The following is a 17,260-nucleotide window of genomic DNA, read 5'->3' on the forward strand; positions in this document are numbered from 1 at the left end:
CTGGCGCGTACCCGGCCTCTACCCCGGGCGGCCCCTTCCATCCGGCCCCGGGGAACGCGGGAGAAGGCGGCGGCGTAGGGTCCCGTCCATGACCGATCATTACGATGTGGTGGTCCTCGGCGCGGGGCCCGGCGGGTACACGGCGGCGGTCCGCGCGGCCCAGCTCGGGCTGAGTACGGCGGTCGTCGAGGAGCGTTACTGGGGTGGAGTCTGCCTCAACGTCGGGTGCATCCCTTCCAAGGCGCTGCTGCGCAACGCCGAGCTCGCGCACATCCTCACGAACGAGACCAAGACGTTCGGCATCCAGGTGGACGGCCGGATCTCCCTCGACTACGGCGCCGCGTTCCGGCGCAGCCGCCAGGTCGCGGACGGCCGCGTCAAGGGCGTCCACTACCTGATGAAGAAGAACGGCATCACCGAGTACGACGGCCGGGGCGCCTTCACCGGCCCGAACGCCATGGAGGTCCGCGGCGCGGACGGCTCGGTGCGTACGGTGACGTTCGACCACTGCATCGTCGCGGCCGGGGCGACGACCCGCCTGCTGCCCGGCACGTCCCTGTCCGAGCGCGTGGTGACGTACGAGGAGCAGATCCTCAGCGAGACGCTGCCGGAGAGTGTCGTCATCGCGGGCGCCGGGGCGATCGGCGTCGAGTTCGCGTACGTGCTGCACAACTACGGCGTCAAGGTGACGATCGTCGAGTTCCTCGACCGGATGGTCCCGCTGGAGGACCAGGAGGTGTCCGCCGAGCTCGCGCGGCGCTACCGGCGGCTCGGCATCGACGTGCTGACCTCCACCCGGGTCGAGTCGATCGACGACACCGGCGCGAAGGTGCGGGTCACGGTCTCCCGGAACGGCGAGACGTCCGTGCTGGAGACCGACAAGGTGCTGCAGGCCATCGGCTTCCAGCCGCGCGTCGAGGGATACGGCCTGGAGAACACGGGCGTACGGCTGACCGAGCGCGGCGCGATCGCCGTGGACGGCAGGTGCCGCACCAGCGCCCCGCACATCTTCGCCATCGGCGACGTCACGGCCAAGCTCATGCTCGCGCACGCCGCCGAGTCGATGGGGATCGTGGCCGCCGAGACGATCGCCGGCGCGGAGACCATGGAGCTCAACTACGTGATGATCCCCCGCGCGACCTACTGCCAGCCGCAGATCGCGAGCTTCGGCCACACCGAGGCGCAGGCGCGCGAGCAGGGCTTCGACGTGAAGGTGGTCAAGTTCCCGTTCACGGCGAACGGCAAGGCACACGGCCTCGGCGACCCGAACGGGTTCGTCAAGGTGCTCAGCGACGCGAAGTACGGCGAGATCCTCGGCGCCCACCTCATCGGCCCGGAGGTCACCGAGTTGCTGCCGGAGCTGACGCTGGCCCAGCAGTGGGACCTCACCGTGCACGAGGTGGCGCGCAACGTCCACGCCCATCCCACCCTCGGCGAGGCGGTGAAGGAGGCGATCCACGGCCTGGCCGGCCACATGATCAACATGTGAGGACCTCGCACCGCCCGCGGCCCCGGGGCAGGAACGAGAGCCACCGCTCGCGCCCGGGTTGTGTCGGTCTGGGTGCGTACGATCAGTGCCGGTCCGCCGGATGGTGGACGAGTGCCGGGAGAAGGGGGCCGCCGATGGGCGGGGCGAGGTTCCAGACGCGCAGGATCGGGCTCCTCGTCACCGGCAACCTGCTCGGCGGCATCGGTGTGGCAGGCGGGTTCGCGGTCGGCGGGCTGCTGGTCGAACGGCTGGGCGGCACCTCGTTCGCGGGGCTCGGTCAGGCCGCGAGCGTGCTCGGCTCGGCGGTCGCGGCGGTCCCGCTGGCCGGCCTGGCCGCCCGGTACGGCCGGCGCCGCTCACTCGCGGTGGGGTACGCGCTGGCAACGACCGGCGCCGTACTGATCATCACCGCGGCGGTGGTCGCGCAGGTCGTCGTCCTGCTGGCCGGGCTCGCCCTCTTCGGCGTCGCCCAGGCGGTGAACCTGCAGACCAGGTACGCCGCGGCGGACGGCGTGCCCGCCGCGACCCGGGCGCGGCTGATGTCACTGGTGATGTGGGCGACCACCATCGGCTCGGTGGCCGGACCCAACCTGAGCGAGCCGGGCGAGCGCACCGGCCGCCTGCTGGGCCTGCCCGCGCTGACCGGGCCGTACCTGTTCGCGGTCCTGTCCTTCGCGCTGGCGGCCGTGGCCGTGCTGTTCCTGCCGCGCGCGGCCCGCGCGCCCGTCCCGGCCGGTCGGGCCGGGGCCGGCGACGGCGTCGGGGCCGCAGCGGGTGATCCGGGCGGGGCGCGCGCCGCGCTGGGCTGGGCTCTGCGGCATCCGGTGGCCCGGCTCGGCGTGGTGCTGATCGCGGTGGCGCACGCGGTGATGGTGATGGTGATGGTCATGACTCCGCTGCACATGCAGCACCAGGGCATGTCGCTGCGGCTGGTGGGCGTGGTGATCTCCCTGCACGTGCTCGGGATGTACGCGCTGAGCCCGCTCTTCGGCTGGCTGGCCGACCGGTACGGCCCGGTCCGGGTCGCCCTCGCCGGGATGGCGATGCTCGCGGCGTCCGTGGTCCTCGGTTTCTCCGCCGCCGCCCTGCAGGCCGGCAGCGCGCTCACCGCGATCGCGCTCACCGTGCTGGGCCTGGGCTGGTCCGCGTCGATGCTCTCCGCGTCGGTCCTGCTGGCGAACACCGCACCGGACCGGTTGCGGATTCCATTGCAGGGCGCCACCGACGCCGGCATGAGCTACGCGGGGGCCGTGGCGGCCGCACTGGCGGGTCCGCTCCTCGCCACCGGCGGATTCCAGGCGGTCAACGTCGCGGCGGCGGTCATCCTGGTGCCGGCCGCGGCCGTCGCGGCGGCCGCCCTGCGGGCGCGCGGCGAGGGCGGGCCCGGGGCGCCCCGCCCGCGGGACGCCGCACCCGCCGCCGAGCGGGGCTGAACGTACGGGACGGCCCAGCGGGACGGCTCGGCTCAGTGAGGACAGCTCAGCTCAGTGGGGACGGCTCAGTGGGTGACGCGCAGCTTGGACTGCCGGTGCCGGGACCGCTCCCAGTCGTCCATGAACCTGGCCTTCAGGCCGTACCGCTCGGCGAGCCGCACCAGCGTCTCGGTGCGGTAGTAGAAGTCCTCGCGCAGCACGTGGTGCTCGGCCTTCTCCGTACGGTCGAAGGTGAAGTCGAAGAAGCCGTCGGGGTGCAGCACACGCCCGACGTGCCGCAGGCACTCGTCGATGACCTCGATCGGGCTGTGGGAGAAGACGCTGTGCGCGTGGACCACGGTGAAGTGCGCGTCGGGGAGGAAGCCGAAGGTGAGGTCGTTCACGAGGGTCAGGTGCGGCAGCCGCGACTGCAGCCCGCGCTGCGCGACCGTGTCCGTGGCGGCCACCAGGATCTCCGGGGAAATGTCGATGCCGTGATAGTGGCCCGGCTCCAGGTGGTCGATCAGCCGCCATCCCAGCCGCAGGTTTCCGCAGCCGATGTCGAGCACGCGGTCGCGCGGCGTGAGGCCGTGCCGGACCAGGTAGTCGAACTGCAGCCTGCCGATCCGCAGCCAGCTCTCCCTGCCGTGGCTGCCGATCGCGGCGTCCGCGTCCATCCCCGCGATGTCGGCGCGCATCACCTCCCGGTAGTAGGAGACGTGGTCGGCGGTCGTCAGCCGCAGCCGCGTGTCGCGGGTCATCCGCCGCAGATGCGGCCAGACCTTTCCGGGGTGACGCAGAGCGTAGGCCACCTGGTAGCTGAGCCGTGACCGCGGCCTTTTCACGTATGGCTGTCGCTGCATGCCCCAACGGTAGGCGCGCGGCCGGCGAGGTCATTCGGATTCACGTACGGCATCAAGGAAATTTTGCCCGGAAGAATGTCGCCGCCACGCCGGAATTCCCGGCGCATCCCGAATGACGACGTGCCGTTTTGGACGATTGCGGCGAATTCTTGCCCTCGATGCCGCTGAGGGTTGTATTCCGTCGTGAGAGGCTTTCTCACAAGCGCCCGCCTCGCCGGGCGCGACCCCGCGGCTCATCGCCAGCGAAGCCGCCCGGTGTTGTGATGGCGAAAACCGCGTGAAGCCCGCCCTCCTCGTTCTTCGCGACGAGGAGGGCGGTGCCGCGTCCCACGTCCGCACCGAGGCGGAGAGCCTCAAGCGCCGCTGCGAGCGGTGGCGGCGCTCAGCCGCCGAGGACGGTGAGGTCAAGCCTCGCCAGGCGGTCGGGGTCGGTGAGCACGTCGATGGCGGCGATCCTCCCGTCGGTGACGGTGAAGGCCATGACGGACAGCGGCCGGCCGTTCGCCACGACGACGACTCCGGCGGCTCCGTTGACCAGGGCCGGCCGCGCGTACGGCGAGAGCGAGCCGAAGGTGACCGCCTGCTCCGCCACGGCCCGTGCCCCGGTGACGACGGTGCTGTGGCGGGCCCGCGCGACGCCGCCGTCGGACCGCAGCGTACGGTTCCAGCCGGTCGACGCGGGCGAGGTGGCGGCCCGGCTCGCCGCGCTGGCCCTCGGCGCGCCGGCCGGTCTGGTGCCCGACCTCGCCGGGCCGCGGGTGTATCCGATGGAGGATCTCGCCCGCGACTACCTGAAGGCGGTGGGCAAGCGGCGGCTCGTCACGTCGATGCCGGCTCCCGGCCGGGCCGCCCGCGCGTTCCGGGCCGGCGCGAACCTGCCCCTGGACGGCGCCGACGTGGGCGTGCGGACCTGGGAGGAGTTCCTGGCCGGGCGGGCGAGGTGACGCGGCGCCCGTGTCCCGTCACGTGTCGGCCGGTGCGCCGAGGACGGTGGGCCGGGGAAGCTGGAAGTCGGCCGCCTGGCGGGTGAACAGGCGGGCGTACTCTCCGCCGAGCGCCATCAGTTCGTCGTGGGTCCCCTGTTCGGCCACCCGGCCGTCGGCGAGGACGACGATGTGGTCCGCGCCGCGCACGGTGTTGAGGCGGTGCGAGATGAGCAGGCTCGTACGGCCGGCGCGAAGGTCGCGCAGCCGCCGGTGGACGGCGTGCTCGGCCTCGGGGTCGAGCCCGGAGCTGGGCTCGTCGAGGATGAGCAGGTCGGCGGTGTCCGCGCGGAGGAGGGCGCGGGCGAGGGCGACCCGCTGCCACTGCCCGCCGGACAGGAGCACGCCCTGGCCGGGGTCCTCGTCCGGGTCGGCGGCGAAGAACCGGGACAGGATGGTGTCGTAGCCGCGGGGAAGGCCGGCGAGCTTGTCGTGGATGCCCGCCCTGCGGGCCGCCTCGTGGAGGCGTTCGGGCCGGTCGAGGGAGCCGACGTCGCCGACGGCGACGTTCTCCGCCGCGGTGAGGTCGTAGGCCATGTAGTCCTGGAACACGGCCCCGATCCGGCGGCGCAGGTCGTCGATCCGCAGGTCGCGCAGGTCCGCGCCGTCCCAGCGGACGCTGCCGCGCTCGGGGTCGTACAGGCGGCACAGCAGCTTGACGAGGGTGCTCTTGCCCGCGCCGTTCAGGCCGACCAGGGCCACACTCCGCCCGTACGGGATGGTCAGGTCAAGGCCGCGGAGCACATACGGATGGCCGGGGTCGTACCGGAACCACACGTCGCGGAGCTCGATGCCGCGCCGCAGCGGCGCGACGGCGCCACCGGTGGCGGGTTCCGGCAGGTCGGGCCCGCTGGTGACGACATGGGTGTAGTGACCGGCCAGGACGAGCGCCTCGTTCAGGTGGGCCAGCTGGATCACCATGCCGGAGAGCGACGACTGGGTGCCCGCCAGGGCGGCGGTGAGCACGGCCAGGTCGCCGATGCCGGCGTGACCCGCCGCGATGCGGGAGACCAGCACGATCAGCGCCGCGCCCGCGATGACCGTGCTGAGGGCGGTGAGCGCTCCGTTGTAACGGACGGCCGCGAGGTCCACCCGGCGTTCGGCCCGCTGCTGGGCGTCCAGTTCGGTCAGCATGCGTCCGCGCAGGAAACCGCCGATCCCGAACAGCCGGATCTCCTTGGCGGCCTGATGGTCGAGTAGCAGCGCCTGGTAGAACATCCGGCGGCGCTCGGCGGGGGCCACCTCCCAGCGCAGGTGCGCGCGGCGGCGGCTGAGCCGCAGCTGCATGACCAGTTCGGGTACGGCCGCCGCGGCCACGACGGCGGCGAGAGGCGGGCTCAGCGTGGCGAGCGCGCCGAGGAGACCGGCGATGGTGACACCGCCGCGCAGCACGCCGAGCGCCGACTCGGTGATGAGCTGCGGTGCGGTCTGCGCGGACTGCTGGGCCATCTGGAGCCGGTCGTGGAACCCCGGGTTCTCCAGTCTGCTGAGGCCCTGCATGCGGCACACGGCGGTGAACAGTTCGTCGCTGGTCCGCCAGGCGATGCGCCGCCGCTGTTCCTGCTGGACGTACCCGGACAGGTGGGGCAGCAGCGCGGTCAGCGCTCCGAGCACGGCCATGGCGGCGGCCAGCGGGGCCGTCGCCGGGCCCGTCCCGGTGGTCAGGCGGTCGATCAGGAGCTTGGTGAGCCACGTGATCGCGACGGGAGCGGCGCCGCCCAGGGCCGCCATGGCGAGCTGGGTCAGGGCGAGCCCGGGCCCGGCGCGCCAGACGAGCGCCAGAGTGGGCCGCAGCGGCCCGAGCCGTGCCCTCACATCGGCCATGTCAGGTCGGGGACGGCGCGGAGAGCAGCGGCTCGGGCTCATGGCCGCTTGCGGCGATGGTCGCGTCCGGGCCGACCAGGAAGAACGACGGGTAACCCGCGACCGCGAACGCGTCCGCCAGCCCGCCGCCCTCGTTCTCCACGACGACGGTCACGTCGCCGGTGAGCGCGGCGAGCAGACCGGCGGGCTCCTCCTCTCCCGTGACGACCACCGCCAGGGTGCGTACGCCGTCGGCCGCGGCGTCGCGGGCGGTCGCGGCGAAGCCGGGCGCCTTGGGCAGGCAGTGCCGGCAGTCGGTGCTGAAGAACCCGACGAGGGTGTGCCCGCCCGCGAGGTCGTCGGTGGTGACCTTCGTGTCCGCGACCGTGAGCGCGGAGAAGGCCGGAACCTCGGCGCCCACCGGGAGCCCGAAGCCCTCCCGCGCCCTCCCGGCGGGGAGCTCCTTGGTGATCTTCCGGAGTTTCCGGATGATCGCCGCGGTGAGGAGCAGGTTCACCAGGACGAGCCCGCCGAGCACGATGACGGCGGCGACCAGGACGGCCATGGGCGTTCCCTTCGACAGCGGAGAGGGCTTCGGTGGTCGTTCGGCGATCGTTCGGTGTTGCTCGGTGGTCAGCGGAGGAGGTCGAGCAGGTCGTCGAGGAGCACGACGGCGCCGACGGCGACCGATGCGCCGAGCAGGCACAGCGCGGCGGCGGCCGGCGCGACGGCCGCGCCGGACCCGGCGGACCCGGCGGACGTCATGACGGCTCCGGCAAGTGCGCACGCGACGAGCACGCCGTTGCGTGCCACGTCGCGGAGACCGATCGGCCCGTCCGGCCCGCCGAAGCATCGGCAGGGCCCGGCCGCGCCCCGCCGCAGGGCTCTCGCCAGGACGACGGCAAAGCCGAGGAGCAGGGCCCCCGCGAGGAGGAGGCCCGCGGTGGCGTCGCCGTCGAGGCCGGGCGCCGCCAGCAGGACGACGGTCCCGGCCTCGGCGGTGACGACGACCACGGCGGCCGGCGCGGCGAGAGGCGTGGGAAGGCCGCCGAGTCGCCGTACCGCCGTGGTGAACTCACCGAAAGCCCGCCGCGTCCGCAGCTTCGTGAGGACGGAGACCAGGAAGACCTCCGCCAGCACGAGCCGGATGGTCAGCACGGCGTAGACCATGACGGCGTGGACCACGGATGTGTCAGCCGGCCTCAGCAGTACCCGATGTTCTGCCAGGCGCCGCCGCAGCTGCTGCGGAAGTACGTGATGCACAGGAAGCCGGTGGGGTTGGGGTAGCAGTCCTTGTAGCGGTTGCAGCCTCCCGTCGGCCAGTATTCGACGCACCGGTCCGCCTTCGCCTCGGCGGCGGGGAGGAGCCGTTCGAGCATCCGGTCTCCCAGGCGGTTCAGCGTCCGGATCATGTGGTGCTCCCTTCGGAGGGGGTTCGCGGGCGTGGTTGGGCCGCCCGCCCTGTGAGGATGCGCGGCGCGACCTGCGCCGTGGTTGCGGCCGGCCGGAGCGCGGGCGCAGGCACGGGGAAACCGGCGCGCAGCCGGCGCGCAACCGGCTCTGGGCAGAGTCGGCGCCGTACGGGAGCCAGGCGTACGGGAGCCAGGCGTGCGGGGTCGGCCGGGCCGGATCGGGCCGGGCCGAGCGGGATGCCGCCGGGCCGAGGCCGCGACCGACTGACGGGGTCTGGGCCGACTGACGGGGCCGGGAGGGTGGACATGCGATATCTCGTTACTCCAACGCCGGCGTCGGCGGCGGTCGCCGGGCTGCTGGCGGCCGGAGTCGTGGCCGGATTGTTCGTCCGGCGTCGCTTCGTCGTCGTCCGGGTGTCCGGGACGAGCATGGTCCCGACGTACCGGCCGGGAGACCGGGTGCTCGTCCGGCGCGGCGGCGGCGCGGCCCTGCGACGCGGCCAGGTGGTGATTTTCCGGCACGGCTCCCGCGACGGCACGGGCTCCGGTCTGCCCGACGGATCGAGCTCCCCCGACGGCGTGAGCTCCCCCGACGGCACGAATCCCGGCTCGTCCGGCGGCGCGCGCTCACCGTACGGCGGGGCGGCGGAGGTGGCGCGGCTGGGCGGGACGTCGTGGCTGATCAAACGGATCGCCGCGGTGCCGGGCGACAGGGTGCCCGACCAGGTGATGGCGGGCGTGCGTGCCGCGCCGGGAGACCTCGTCCCGGCCGGTCGGCTGGTGGTCCTCGGCGACGACCCCGCCAGCATGGACTCCCGGCGCTGGGGTTACCTGCGGACGGACGAGGTGCTGGGCGTGGTGGTCCGCGGCCTGTCCCGTTAGACGGGACCCGGTCCGTGACGAGCGCCGCAGCCGGTACGCGCCGCCCGGTGCCGCGCAGCCGGCAGGCCGCGTTCCGCCTTCCCGGCAGTGGCGAGCAGCGCGCCGAGGACACGGGTGACCGCCTTCTCCCGTTCGCTTTCGGTCTCCTCCAGTTCGGCGCGTTCCCGGGCGTAGGCCCGGACGAAGTCGTGGAAGCGGTAGCGGAACCGGCCGTCGGCGTCGTCGCCCGCGCAGCTCAGCAACTGGGCGTCGACGAGCAGGTCGGCGTACGCCTCGGCTTCGCGCACCGGGACGCCGAGGGCCGCCGCGAGCACCCACGCCGCGAAGTCGGGGACGTCGAGCAGGCCGATCATCCGCAGCGCCCGCCTGGTGGTCGCGTCGAGTGTGCGGTAGTCGGCGTCGAGTCTCGCGCGCACCGACAGGTCGCCGGCGACGAGCTCGTCCAGGCGCCGTCGCTCATCCCGCAGGCGGTCGGCCAGGTGTTCGGGACTCCAGTGCTCGCGCTGCGCGAGCCGTTCCCCGGCGATCCGTACCGCCAGGGGCAGGTGACCGCAGAGGCGGACGATCTCGGCCGCGACGCCGGGCTCGGCCGCGATCCGCTCCGGCCCGGCGATCCGCCCGAGCAGCGTCGCCGCCGAGGCCGGGTCGAGCGCGTCGACGCGTACGGCGCGGGCGCTCAGCCCGGCCGGCCTGCGCCTGCTCGTGACCAGAACGGCGCAGCCCGGGCCGCCCGGCAGGAGCGGCCTGACCTGCTCCTCGCTCGCGGCGTCGTCCAGCACCACCAGCACCCGGCGGTCGGCCAGGACCGCGCGGAACAGCCGCCCGCGCTCCTCCAGCCCGTCCGGCACCGACCGCGCGGCCACGCCGAGAGCGGTGAGAAGATGCGCCAGCGCCTCGGCCGGGTCGGCCGGCCGCGGGCGGGTCCCGTGCAGGTCGACGTGGAGCCGGCCGTCGGCGAACGTCTCCCCCAGGCTGTGGGCGACGTGGATCGCGAGCGTCGTCTTGCCGGCGCCCGCCCTTCCGTACAGCGCCACGACCGGCGTCGCGGGCGGGTCTCCCGCACCGGTGAGCCACAGCCGCAGCGACTTGGCCGGCTCGTGACGCCCGGTGAGATCGCCGATGTCCGGTGGCAGTTGGCACGGCGCGGCCACCACGGGCCCGGCGTCCTCCTCACCGCCCTGGTCCGCCACGTCCGTACGGCGGGCGTACGCGAGCGCCGCGCTTTCCCCGTACGCCTGTTCCTCGGGCCCGAGGAGCAGGCCGGCCACCGAGCCGGGCGCGCCACCCTTGTCACCACGCCGATCGCCCCGGTAGTCGTCACGGTGATCGCCGCCGTCGGCACCGATGTCGCCCCGCAGGACCGCCTCGTGAACCCGCCGCAGCGTGTGGCCGGGTTCCACGCCGAGTTCCTCGCCGAGCATGGCGCGCACCCGCTGGTAGACCCGTAAGGCCTCGGCCTGACGCCCGGCGCGGCAGAGGGCCAGCATGAGGCAGGCGTGCAGCCGTTCCCGGAACGGATGCAGCTCGGCCATCTCGGTCAGGCCGGTGACCAGTTCCGCGTGGCGGCCGCACGCCAGGTCGGCCACGGCCAGTTCCTCGCAGGTCAGCAGCCGCTCCTCCTCCAGCCGCCGGGCCTCGTCGGCCACGAGCGCCCCGTCTCCGGCGTCGGCGAAGGCGGGCCCCCGCCACAGGCCGAGGGCCCGGCGGAACAACGCGCCCGCCTTCGCCGGGTCCGCGTTCCTCCCGGCGGCCCGTCCGGCCGCCGTCAGCTCGCGGAACCGCAGCGCGTCGACTTCCGGCGGCGAGACGGCGGCGGCGTAACCACCGGGGCCGTGGACGACGCGGTCGCGATCACCCATCGCCCGCCTGAGCCGCAGCACGTAGATCTGCAGCGTCTTGTGCGCGCTGCGCGGCGGATCATCGCCCCAGAGGGCCTCGACCAGCGCCGGCACCGCAACCGGCCGGCCCGGCGTACACAGCAGGGTCGCGAGCAGGCGGCGCGACATCGCCGCGCCCAGCCTGACGGGCACTCCGTCCCGGCTCATCCGCAGCGGCCCGAGAACGTCGAACTCGAACACCATCACCCCCGTGACATCGGTCATCGCGATCGGCGAAGCCTCCGGCGCGTTCCTCCCGTCCCTCCTGCCGCCCGCCCCGGCCGGGTCCCGGAAGCCCCGGCGGCTCCGCCGTCCGGTGGAGGTCGGCGCTGCCCCCGTCGCGAGCGCCGACCCGGAGCGTCTCCGTCCTGCCAGGATCGGTGAGGCCCCTCCAGCCAACCAGCGGCGGCGGCCCCGACGGCAGGCGCTCGACCGGCGGTTGACCGGCGGTTAGGCTGCGGTCCGCGCGAACGTGATCGAACACCGTGGGCCGGCGGAAGGGAGCCGATGTTCGGCGGCATGCTGCGTGGCCTGCGCATCCGGGCGATGCGCACACAGGAGGAGCTGGCGGCGCTGTCCGGCGTCAGCGAGCGGCAGATCCGGGAGATCGAGTCGGGCCGGGTCCCGGCGCCCCGCGCCGGCACCGTCCGGATGCTCGCCGACGCCCTGAACCTGTCTCCCGAGGACCGGGCCGCCTTCCAGCTCGCCGCACAGCCGGACACCGCACAGCCGGACACCGCGCAGCCGGATGCCGGAGAGTCAGCCGCAGCGCAGCCCGGCAGGCGACAATCCGGGGCCGAGCAGCGCGAGGCCGGACGGCGGCCGGTGCCCGAGCAGCTGCCCTCCGACGTCGACGGCTTCACGGGCCGGGCCGAGGCGCTGCGCGTGCTCGACACGGCCACGTCCGCGGTGGTCGCCGTCTCCGGCCCCGCCGGGGTGGGCAAGACCTCCCTCGCCGTCCGCTGGTCTCATCTGGCCGCGCCGCGCTTCCCGGACGGCCGGCTGTACGTGGACCTGCGTGGCTTCTCCCGCCACGACGCGATGGAGCCGGCGGAGGTGATCCGCGGGTTCCTCGACGCGCTCGGGGTGCCGCTCGACCGCGTTCCGTCCGGCCTCACGGCACAGGTGGCGCTTTACCGCAGCCACTCGGCCGGGCGCGCCCTGCTCGTCGTGCTCGACAACGCCCGCGACGCCGAGCAGGTCCTGCCCCTGCTGCCGGCCGGCCCCGCCGCCCGTACGATCGTCACCAGCCGCCGGCGGCTCACCGGCCTGGTGGCGGAGACCGGCGCCACGGCGCTGGCACTCGACGTCCCGGACCTCATGGAGGCGGCCGAACTACTCGGCCGCCGGCTCGCCCCGGGTGGGGAGGGCGGCGACGCGGTGGCCGCGATCGCGGCCGCGTGCGGACGGCTCCCGCTGGCGCTGGCCCTGGTCGGCGCGCGGGCGCAGCTGACCGGGTTCCCGCCCGAGGCGATCGCCAGGGAGCTGCGCAATCCCCGTGGACGGATCGCCGCGCTGGAGATCGACGTCGTCTTCTCCTGGTCCTACGACGCGCTCAGCGGGGACGCGGCGCGACTGTTCCGGCTGCTCGGGCTCGTCGCGGGCGCCGACATCGCGCTCGCGGCCGCCGCCGCGCTGGCCGGCCGGGCGCTGCCCGAGGTCCGGCGTACGCTGGCCGAGCTCACCGACGCCAGCATGGTCGTGGAACACGCGCCCGGCCGCTACCGGATGCACGACCTGCTGCACGCGTACGCCGCCGAGCTCGTCCGGGCCGAGGAGTCCGAGGCCGGGCGGCAGGCGGCGCTGACCCGGCTGCTCGACCATTACACGCACACCGCCTATCACGCCGAACTCGTGCTGAACCCGGTGCGCGCGCCCATCCCGATGGCTCTCGGCACGCCCGTGGACGGCGCCGAGCCGAAGCCCGTGCTCGACCTCACGGCCGCCGTGCAGTGGCTGAAGACCGAGTACGCGGTGCTGCTGGCCGCGCTGCGGCAGGCCGAGGAGGAGGGGATGCACCGGCACGCCTGGCAGCTGAGCTGGGCGCTGGACACGTTCCTGAACGACGAGCGGCGCTGGCACGACGAGGGGGCGGCGTGGGCGGTCGCGCTGCGCGCCGCGACCGCCATGACCGACCGGCCGGCGGCGGCGCACGCGCACCGCTTCCTGAGCGCCGTCCACGGCAGGCTCGACCGGTTCGAGGAGGCGCACGCCCACATGCGGGAGGCGCTCCGGCTGAGCCTCGCCGCCGGAGACCGGGCGGGCGAGGCGGAGAACCGCTTCGTGCTGTCCTACGTCTACTGGCTGCAGGGCGACGGCGAGCGTGCGCTCGACCAGGCCGGGCGGTCATTGTCGCTCTTCACCGAGATCGACGACCCCTACTGGGCGGGCAAGGCCGCCCTCGCCGTGGGCTGGTACCTGTCGGAGCTCGGCTCCCTCCAGGAGGCCCTGCCGTACCACCTCCAGGCGCTGGAGCTGCAGCAACGGGCCGGCGACCGGCCGAACGAGCTGGTCACCCTCGACACGCTGGGCCTGCTCCACCAGCGGCTCGGCGACCCGATGAGCGCGATCCCGCACTTCCGGCGTGGCCTGCGACTGGCCGGCGTGACGGACAACCCCGCCCTGCGGGCCCAGCTGCTCGGACACCTCGGCGACGCGAGCGAGGCCGTCGGCGACCCGGAGACGGCCCGCGAGCACTGGCGGGAGGCGTACGAGATCCTCCGTGGTCTCGGCCACCCCCACGCCGCCGACCTGCGCCGCAAGCTCCAGACGCCGGACCGGCCCTAGGCGCCTCGCCCCCCATCGCGTCGATCACCCCGATCGCCGCCGGCCGGGGGATCGCGCGCTCCGGCTAGTCCAGCCAGATCACGTTGCCGGTGAGGCCGCTGATCACGGCGGCGACACCGGCCCGGACGGCACGCCGGCCGGCTTCGTCGCCGTGATGGTTTTCAGGCTGACGTGCTCCCCCTCGGCCCACTCCGTCACCGCGTTCACCAGCGTCCGGGTCTGGTGGCCCTCCCCCACGATGAGCAGCACCACGCGGTAGCCGTCCGACGGCCGGACTGCGTTCCACGAGCCGGGCCGGGGCGTGATCGTCGCCTCCGGCGCGAGCGAGGTGGCCGGGAGGAACCCCGGGCCGGGGTGGCCGACGGCGGTGGGCTTCGCGTGCGGCCGGGACCAGTCGTCGCCGGAGCCGCATCCACCTGCCAGCAGGGCGGTCGCGACTGCCACGGCCAGCGAGCCGGCGGGCAGAAGCCGAGAGCACATGGGGATCGTCCTTCGGGGCGGCGGAAAGTGCGCCTACTTCCCATCTCATCGCCTGCGCCATTTCCGCCCCTATACGCCCTTCGCCGGTCTTGGTTCGCCATCGGTTCATTCGCGAGATATCAGAGGTTCATCCGAATCGAGCAGATTTCGTAGGCCAAGCCCGAAAAGGAGTAATATGCCCCCCGCCGCGCGGCGTCGCGTCTGTTCCGTCATCGCCGCCGTAGCCGTGGCCGTCCTGTTCAGTGCCCTGCCCGCCCTCGCCCACGGGTTCACCTCGACGGTCTACGTCCACCTCGCCTCGCCTCAGACCGGACATGTCCGCACCGAGCTCCAGCTGGAGTACGACCTGCTCGTCGTCTCCGCCGCCGACGCCGGGAAGGACGACCCGCTCTTCCGGGCGGGGACCGCCGCGTTCGAGGCCGGCGACACGGCGGAGCAGGCCGCCGCGCTCGACGCGCACGCCGGCTCGGTCGTCGCGTACGTGACCGAGCGCTTCCGCGTCGCGGCCGGAGGCGCGGCGTGCGCCCCGACGCGGGACGGCGGCTTCGCGATCGGGCAACGCGAGGGCGTCCCGTACGCGCGGCTGGTCCTCGACTACCGGTGCCCGCGGTCCGCTGAGGCGCACGAGGTGCACAGCGGGCTGTTCCCAGGCTCCGAGGGGTACGTGCGCGACAGCAAAACGATCGTCACCTACGACCTCGACCTGAAGTCCGGAAGCACGGCTCTCGACGCCCGGCATCGATCGTTCTCCACGGAACAGTCATGGGCCGAGCGATTCTGGCAGTTCTTCCGGCTCGGAGCCGAGCACCTGCTCGGCGGAGCCGACCACATCCTCTTCCTGCTGGCGCTCATCGCGGGATCACGCCGCCTGCGCGAGATCGTGCTCGCGGCGACGACCTTCACGCTGGCCCACTCGGTGACCTTCGTCCTCGCGGCCCTCGGCCTCGTACGACTGCCCGCGTCGTTCGTCGAGCCCGTCATCGCCCTGTCGATCGCGGTCGTCGCGGGCTGGCACCTGTGGCGCGTCTGGCGGCGCCGATCGCACGCCACGGATCTGGAGACGGCCGGTCACGGTCGCCTCGGCCTCGACCGGGCGGGCCGGACCCGGCTCGCGGTGGTCTTCTGCTTCGGCCTCGTGCACGGGCTCGGCTTCGCCGCGGCGCTGGGGATCGACCAGGCCTGGTCGTGGACGCTGCTGTGGTCTCTGCTCGTCTTCAACGTGGGCATCGAGGCCGTCCAGCTGGCGATCATCGTCGCCGTCTTCCCGCTGCTCGCCCTGCTGCGTCACCGCCGGCCGGTCGCGGGGCTGTGGACGACCGGGGTGATCACGGCAGGGGTCTCCGCGATGGGCCTGGTGTGGTTCGTGCAACGCGTGCTCGGGATCTGAGATCGCAGCACGGTGCCGTTCCCGCCGCCGGGCAGCGGATCACTCGTCGGGCAGCAGGTATCGCCAGGAGAGCACGAACACCTTCCCCGAAGCGGTCGTGAAGGTAGGCCGGGCGTGGTCCGGCCCGGCGGGCACGGCCTTGACGACCGCGCTCGCCGCCTCGCCGTCCAGGTCCTTCCGCCAGACCGGGTCGGCCGGGCCGTCGGGCTCGGGGACCTTCGCGGGCCACGGCGCCGGCTCGCCCTCCGCCGAGACGACCCCTTCGGCGACCATCCGTACGCGCGGGCCGGTGTAGGGGGTGCCCTCCGTGTCGGCGCGGGCCGCCAGGCCCTCCATCAGCTTCTTCGCGTCCAGCAGTTCCTTGGGATAGAACTCCGCGACCTGTTCCAGGGCCTCGGCCCGGACCTCCAGCATCTTCCCGTCCTTCCCCCGTACGGCGAGGACGGTGGTCGGCACGTCCGCCACCGACGGCGCCCCGGGGCTGGGCCGCGCGGTCGGCGGCTGCCCGGTCAGATACCTCTCTATCGCCGTGACCGTCTCGCCGGTCTCGGCGTCGGTGAGCTTCAGTTGCCTGCTCGCGTCCGCGATCACCAGGCCGTCGGCGTACAGCACCACCCGGGGCGGACGCAGCACGTTCACGGTCGGGGTCACGAACCCGCCTTCGGCGCCCCACAGGGCGACCGGCGTGGCCGGCGCGTCCTCGGCGGGGGCCGCCGTTGTGGCCGACGTCGCTTCTCCACATGCCGCTGCCAGCGACAACACCGCCACGAGCAGGATCGTTCGCAATCTCATGCCCCAGAAACGTACGTCCCCTCCGATGGGTTCACCAGCACCGGCCGCCGGTCGCCGCGCGGGTCGTGACTCGCCGCGGAGAATGTCCGCCTGCCGGCCGCCGCCGGGCGGGAGCGCGACGCGGGTCACCGGCCGCGATCCCGCCCGGCGACCCTGAGGACGAGCGGGGCGAGGACCGTGACCGCCGCCGCGAGCACGGGAAGCCCGAAGGCGAGAGCGGCGAGCAGCGCCCACGGAGTCTCGAACGGCGCCCGAGGGGGCGGCTCCCAGTCGATCGGGGCGGTCATGGGCCATGCCAGAAGCAGGCCGATGACGCAGCCGACGGCCGTGCCGATCACCGTGCCACAGGCCGCCCCGAAGGCGGCCCGGCAGGTGAGGAGCATCCGCAGGCCGCCGCTCACGCGGTCGAGGACGCGCGCCGGGCGCACCGTACGGATCATGGCCAGAGCGCAGGCGAAGGCGACGAGGACCGCCGCCGCGATCACCACCCTCCACCCGGTTCCGGACTCGTATCCCCGCTCGACGGGCGTACCCATCCGGGCTTCGGGCTCATAGGTCGCCCTGCCCTGCGCGTCCACGGCGGACTGGATGATCATCACGGTCGCTGCAAGGGCGGTCGCCGCGACCGTGGCGGCCACGGCGGCGGGCCGGCCAGCCATGCGGCGGGCCGCCGTCCGGAACACCGGAGGCAGGCGTACGGCCCGCCGGCCAAGGACGCCCAGCAGCCACGGGGTGCAAGGCCCGATCCCGACGACCAGCAGCGCTCCCCCGGCGATGCCCGCGAGCGTGGTCATCAGCGAACCGAAGTCGTCATAGTGCTCGTCGATGCGCGTGTTCCAGGCGACGAGCGCCAGCACCACGACGCCGCCCGCCGCCACGACCAGTCCCCTGAGCACATGAAGGCCGCGTCTGCGACCCGATCGGGCCGCACGCGTCGCGAACCAGATCGAGCCGCAGACCGGCACCACGGTGCAGCTCAGCAGCATGACGAGGGCGACGGTTATGAACACGATCACACAGCAAATCGTAGGTAATGAAACGCTTTTTCCGCCGAACTTCTGGCGATCAGCCGTTGATTTCGGAATGAAACACC

Annotated in this window: 17 protein-coding genes; 7 read left to right on the forward strand and 10 right to left on the reverse strand. The window is 73.7% G+C overall.

The genetic code is table 11. The features are described 5' to 3' along the window. Positions 1-88: 88 nt before the first annotated feature. Both lpdA and OG344_RS06085 read left to right on the forward strand, forming a co-directional pair. A complete protein-coding gene (lpdA, locus tag OG344_RS06080; protein ID WP_405087342.1) occupies positions 89-1,489 on the forward strand; it encodes a dihydrolipoyl dehydrogenase in 1,401 nt (466 codons plus the stop codon). 134 nt (positions 1,490-1,623) lie between these two features. Next, a complete protein-coding gene (locus OG344_RS06085) occupies positions 1,624-2,922 on the forward strand; it encodes an MFS transporter (protein ID WP_405087343.1) in 1,299 nt (432 codons plus the stop codon). Positions 2,923-2,987: 65 nt separating this feature from the next. On the opposite strand, the gene OG344_RS06090 is transcribed toward OG344_RS06085, so the two are convergent. Both OG344_RS06090 and OG344_RS06095 read right to left on the reverse strand, forming a co-directional pair. Continuing rightward, a complete protein-coding gene (locus OG344_RS06090; protein WP_405087344.1) occupies positions 2,988-3,764 on the reverse strand; it encodes a class I SAM-dependent methyltransferase in 777 nt (258 codons plus the stop codon). Positions 3,765-4,146: 382 nt separating this feature from the next. Beyond that, positions 4,147-4,356 carry a hypothetical protein gene (locus OG344_RS06095; RefSeq protein WP_405087345.1) on the reverse strand — a complete coding sequence of 70 codons (210 nt, stop codon included), beginning with the start codon at positions 4,354-4,356 and terminating at the stop codon, positions 4,147-4,149. 13 nt (positions 4,357-4,369) lie between these two features. On the opposite strand from OG344_RS06095, the gene OG344_RS06100 reads away from it, so the two are divergent. After that, on the forward strand, positions 4,370-4,708 hold the full coding sequence (locus tag OG344_RS06100) for a hypothetical protein (RefSeq protein WP_405087346.1): 339 nt from the start codon (positions 4,370-4,372) through the stop codon (positions 4,706-4,708). A gap of 18 nt (positions 4,709-4,726) precedes the next feature. Here the strand turns inward: OG344_RS06100 and OG344_RS06105 are convergent, their stop codons facing one another. The 4 genes from OG344_RS06105 to OG344_RS06120 all read right to left on the reverse strand — a co-directional run bounded on the left by OG344_RS06105 (position 4,727) and on the right by OG344_RS06120 (position 7,962). Beyond that, positions 4,727-6,562 carry an ABC transporter ATP-binding protein gene (locus OG344_RS06105; RefSeq protein ID WP_405087347.1) on the reverse strand — a complete coding sequence of 612 codons (1,836 nt, stop codon included), beginning with the start codon at positions 6,560-6,562 and terminating at the stop codon, positions 4,727-4,729. Positions 6,563-6,572: 10 nt separating this feature from the next. After that, positions 6,573-7,115: a peroxiredoxin family protein gene (locus OG344_RS06110; RefSeq protein ID WP_405087348.1), complete on the reverse strand. Its 543-nt coding sequence runs from the start codon at positions 7,113-7,115 to the stop codon at positions 6,573-6,575. A gap of 68 nt (positions 7,116-7,183) precedes the next feature. Further along, positions 7,184-7,735, reverse strand: coding sequence for a MauE/DoxX family redox-associated membrane protein (locus tag OG344_RS06115; RefSeq protein WP_405087349.1), 552 nt, complete (start codon positions 7,733-7,735; stop codon positions 7,184-7,186). Between the two features lie 17 nt (positions 7,736-7,752). Further along, the gene (locus tag OG344_RS06120; RefSeq protein WP_405087350.1) at positions 7,753-7,962 is read right to left on the reverse strand and encodes a hypothetical protein; all 210 of its coding nucleotides are present in this window, start codon (positions 7,960-7,962) and stop codon (positions 7,753-7,755) included. A gap of 306 nt (positions 7,963-8,268) precedes the next feature. Here OG344_RS06120 and OG344_RS06125 point away from each other — a divergent pair, with 306 nt between their 5' ends. Further along, entirely contained in the window at positions 8,269-8,844 is a 576-nt protein-coding gene (locus OG344_RS06125; RefSeq protein ID WP_405087351.1) for a S26 family signal peptidase, read from the forward strand. Here the strand turns inward: OG344_RS06125 and OG344_RS06130 are convergent. Beyond that, positions 8,841-10,946 (reverse strand): BTAD domain-containing putative transcriptional regulator, encoded by a 2,106-nt coding sequence (locus OG344_RS06130; RefSeq protein WP_405087352.1) that lies wholly within the window; start codon positions 10,944-10,946, stop codon positions 8,841-8,843. The two genes, OG344_RS06125 and OG344_RS06130, sit on opposite strands and share 4 nt — an antisense overlap. Between OG344_RS06130 and OG344_RS06135 the strand changes: the two genes are divergently transcribed. Both OG344_RS06135 and OG344_RS06140 read left to right on the forward strand, forming a co-directional pair. Then, positions 10,933-11,175 (forward strand): hypothetical protein, encoded by a 243-nt coding sequence (locus OG344_RS06135; RefSeq protein ID WP_405087353.1) that lies wholly within the window; start codon positions 10,933-10,935, stop codon positions 11,173-11,175. The genes OG344_RS06130 and OG344_RS06135 overlap by 14 nt on opposite strands. Positions 11,176-11,228: 53 nt before the next feature. After that, positions 11,229-13,508 carry an ATP-binding protein gene (locus OG344_RS06140; RefSeq protein ID WP_405087354.1) on the forward strand — a complete coding sequence of 760 codons (2,280 nt, stop codon included), beginning with the start codon at positions 11,229-11,231 and terminating at the stop codon, positions 13,506-13,508. A 102-nt stretch (positions 13,509-13,610) separates the two neighbouring features. Here OG344_RS06140 and OG344_RS06145 read toward each other — a convergent pair whose 3' ends face one another. After that, positions 13,611-13,988, reverse strand: coding sequence for a hypothetical protein (locus OG344_RS06145; protein WP_405087355.1), 378 nt, complete (start codon positions 13,986-13,988; stop codon positions 13,611-13,613). 175 nt (positions 13,989-14,163) lie between these two features. Here OG344_RS06145 and OG344_RS06150 point away from each other — a divergent pair, with 175 nt between their 5' ends. Then, the gene (locus tag OG344_RS06150) at positions 14,164-15,375 is read left to right on the forward strand and encodes a HupE/UreJ family protein (RefSeq protein WP_405087356.1); all 1,212 of its coding nucleotides are present in this window, start codon (positions 14,164-14,166) and stop codon (positions 15,373-15,375) included. A gap of 39 nt (positions 15,376-15,414) precedes the next feature. Here OG344_RS06150 and OG344_RS06155 read toward each other — a convergent pair whose 3' ends face one another. Together OG344_RS06155 and OG344_RS06160 are read right to left on the reverse strand one after the other, a co-directional pair. Then, positions 15,415-16,167, reverse strand: a complete 753-nt coding sequence (locus OG344_RS06155) for a hypothetical protein (RefSeq protein WP_405087357.1) — start codon at positions 16,165-16,167, stop codon at positions 15,415-15,417. A 125-nt stretch (positions 16,168-16,292) separates the two neighbouring features. Beyond that, the gene (locus OG344_RS06160; protein ID WP_405087358.1) at positions 16,293-17,183 is read right to left on the reverse strand and encodes a hypothetical protein; all 891 of its coding nucleotides are present in this window, start codon (positions 17,181-17,183) and stop codon (positions 16,293-16,295) included. Between the last annotated feature and the right edge of the window lie 77 nt (positions 17,184-17,260).

The sequence above is a fragment of the Microbispora sp. NBC_01389 genome, assembly GCF_045040095.1.
Classification (GTDB): domain Bacteria; phylum Actinomycetota; class Actinomycetes; order Streptosporangiales; family Streptosporangiaceae; genus Microbispora.

Excerpts from the sequence above, each read along its gene's own strand:
- OG344_RS06155 (WP_405087357.1), bottom strand. The coding sequence starts at position 16,167 with ATGAGATTGCGAACGATCCTGCTCGTGGCGGTGTTGTCGCTGGCAGCG.
- OG344_RS06125 (WP_405087351.1), top strand. The coding sequence starts at position 8,269 with ATGCGATATCTCGTTACTCCAACGCCGGCGTCGGCGGCGGTCGCCGGG.
- OG344_RS06130 (WP_405087352.1), bottom strand. The coding sequence starts at position 10,946 with ATGACCGATGTCACGGGGGTGATGGTGTTCGAGTTCGACGTTCTCGGG.
- OG344_RS06085 (WP_405087343.1), top strand. The coding sequence starts at position 1,624 with ATGGGCGGGGCGAGGTTCCAGACGCGCAGGATCGGGCTCCTCGTCACC.
- lpdA (WP_405087342.1), top strand. The coding sequence starts at position 89 with ATGACCGATCATTACGATGTGGTGGTCCTCGGCGCGGGGCCCGGCGGG.
- OG344_RS06120 (WP_405087350.1), bottom strand. The coding sequence starts at position 7,962 with ATGATCCGGACGCTGAACCGCCTGGGAGACCGGATGCTCGAACGGCTC.
- OG344_RS06145 (WP_405087355.1), bottom strand. The coding sequence starts at position 13,988 with ATGTGCTCTCGGCTTCTGCCCGCCGGCTCGCTGGCCGTGGCAGTCGCG.
- OG344_RS06140 (WP_405087354.1), top strand. The coding sequence starts at position 11,229 with ATGTTCGGCGGCATGCTGCGTGGCCTGCGCATCCGGGCGATGCGCACA.
- OG344_RS06090 (WP_405087344.1), bottom strand. The coding sequence starts at position 3,764 with ATGCAGCGACAGCCATACGTGAAAAGGCCGCGGTCACGGCTCAGCTAC.
- OG344_RS06110 (WP_405087348.1), bottom strand. The coding sequence starts at position 7,115 with ATGGCCGTCCTGGTCGCCGCCGTCATCGTGCTCGGCGGGCTCGTCCTG.
- OG344_RS06150 (WP_405087356.1), top strand. The coding sequence starts at position 14,164 with ATGCCCCCCGCCGCGCGGCGTCGCGTCTGTTCCGTCATCGCCGCCGTA.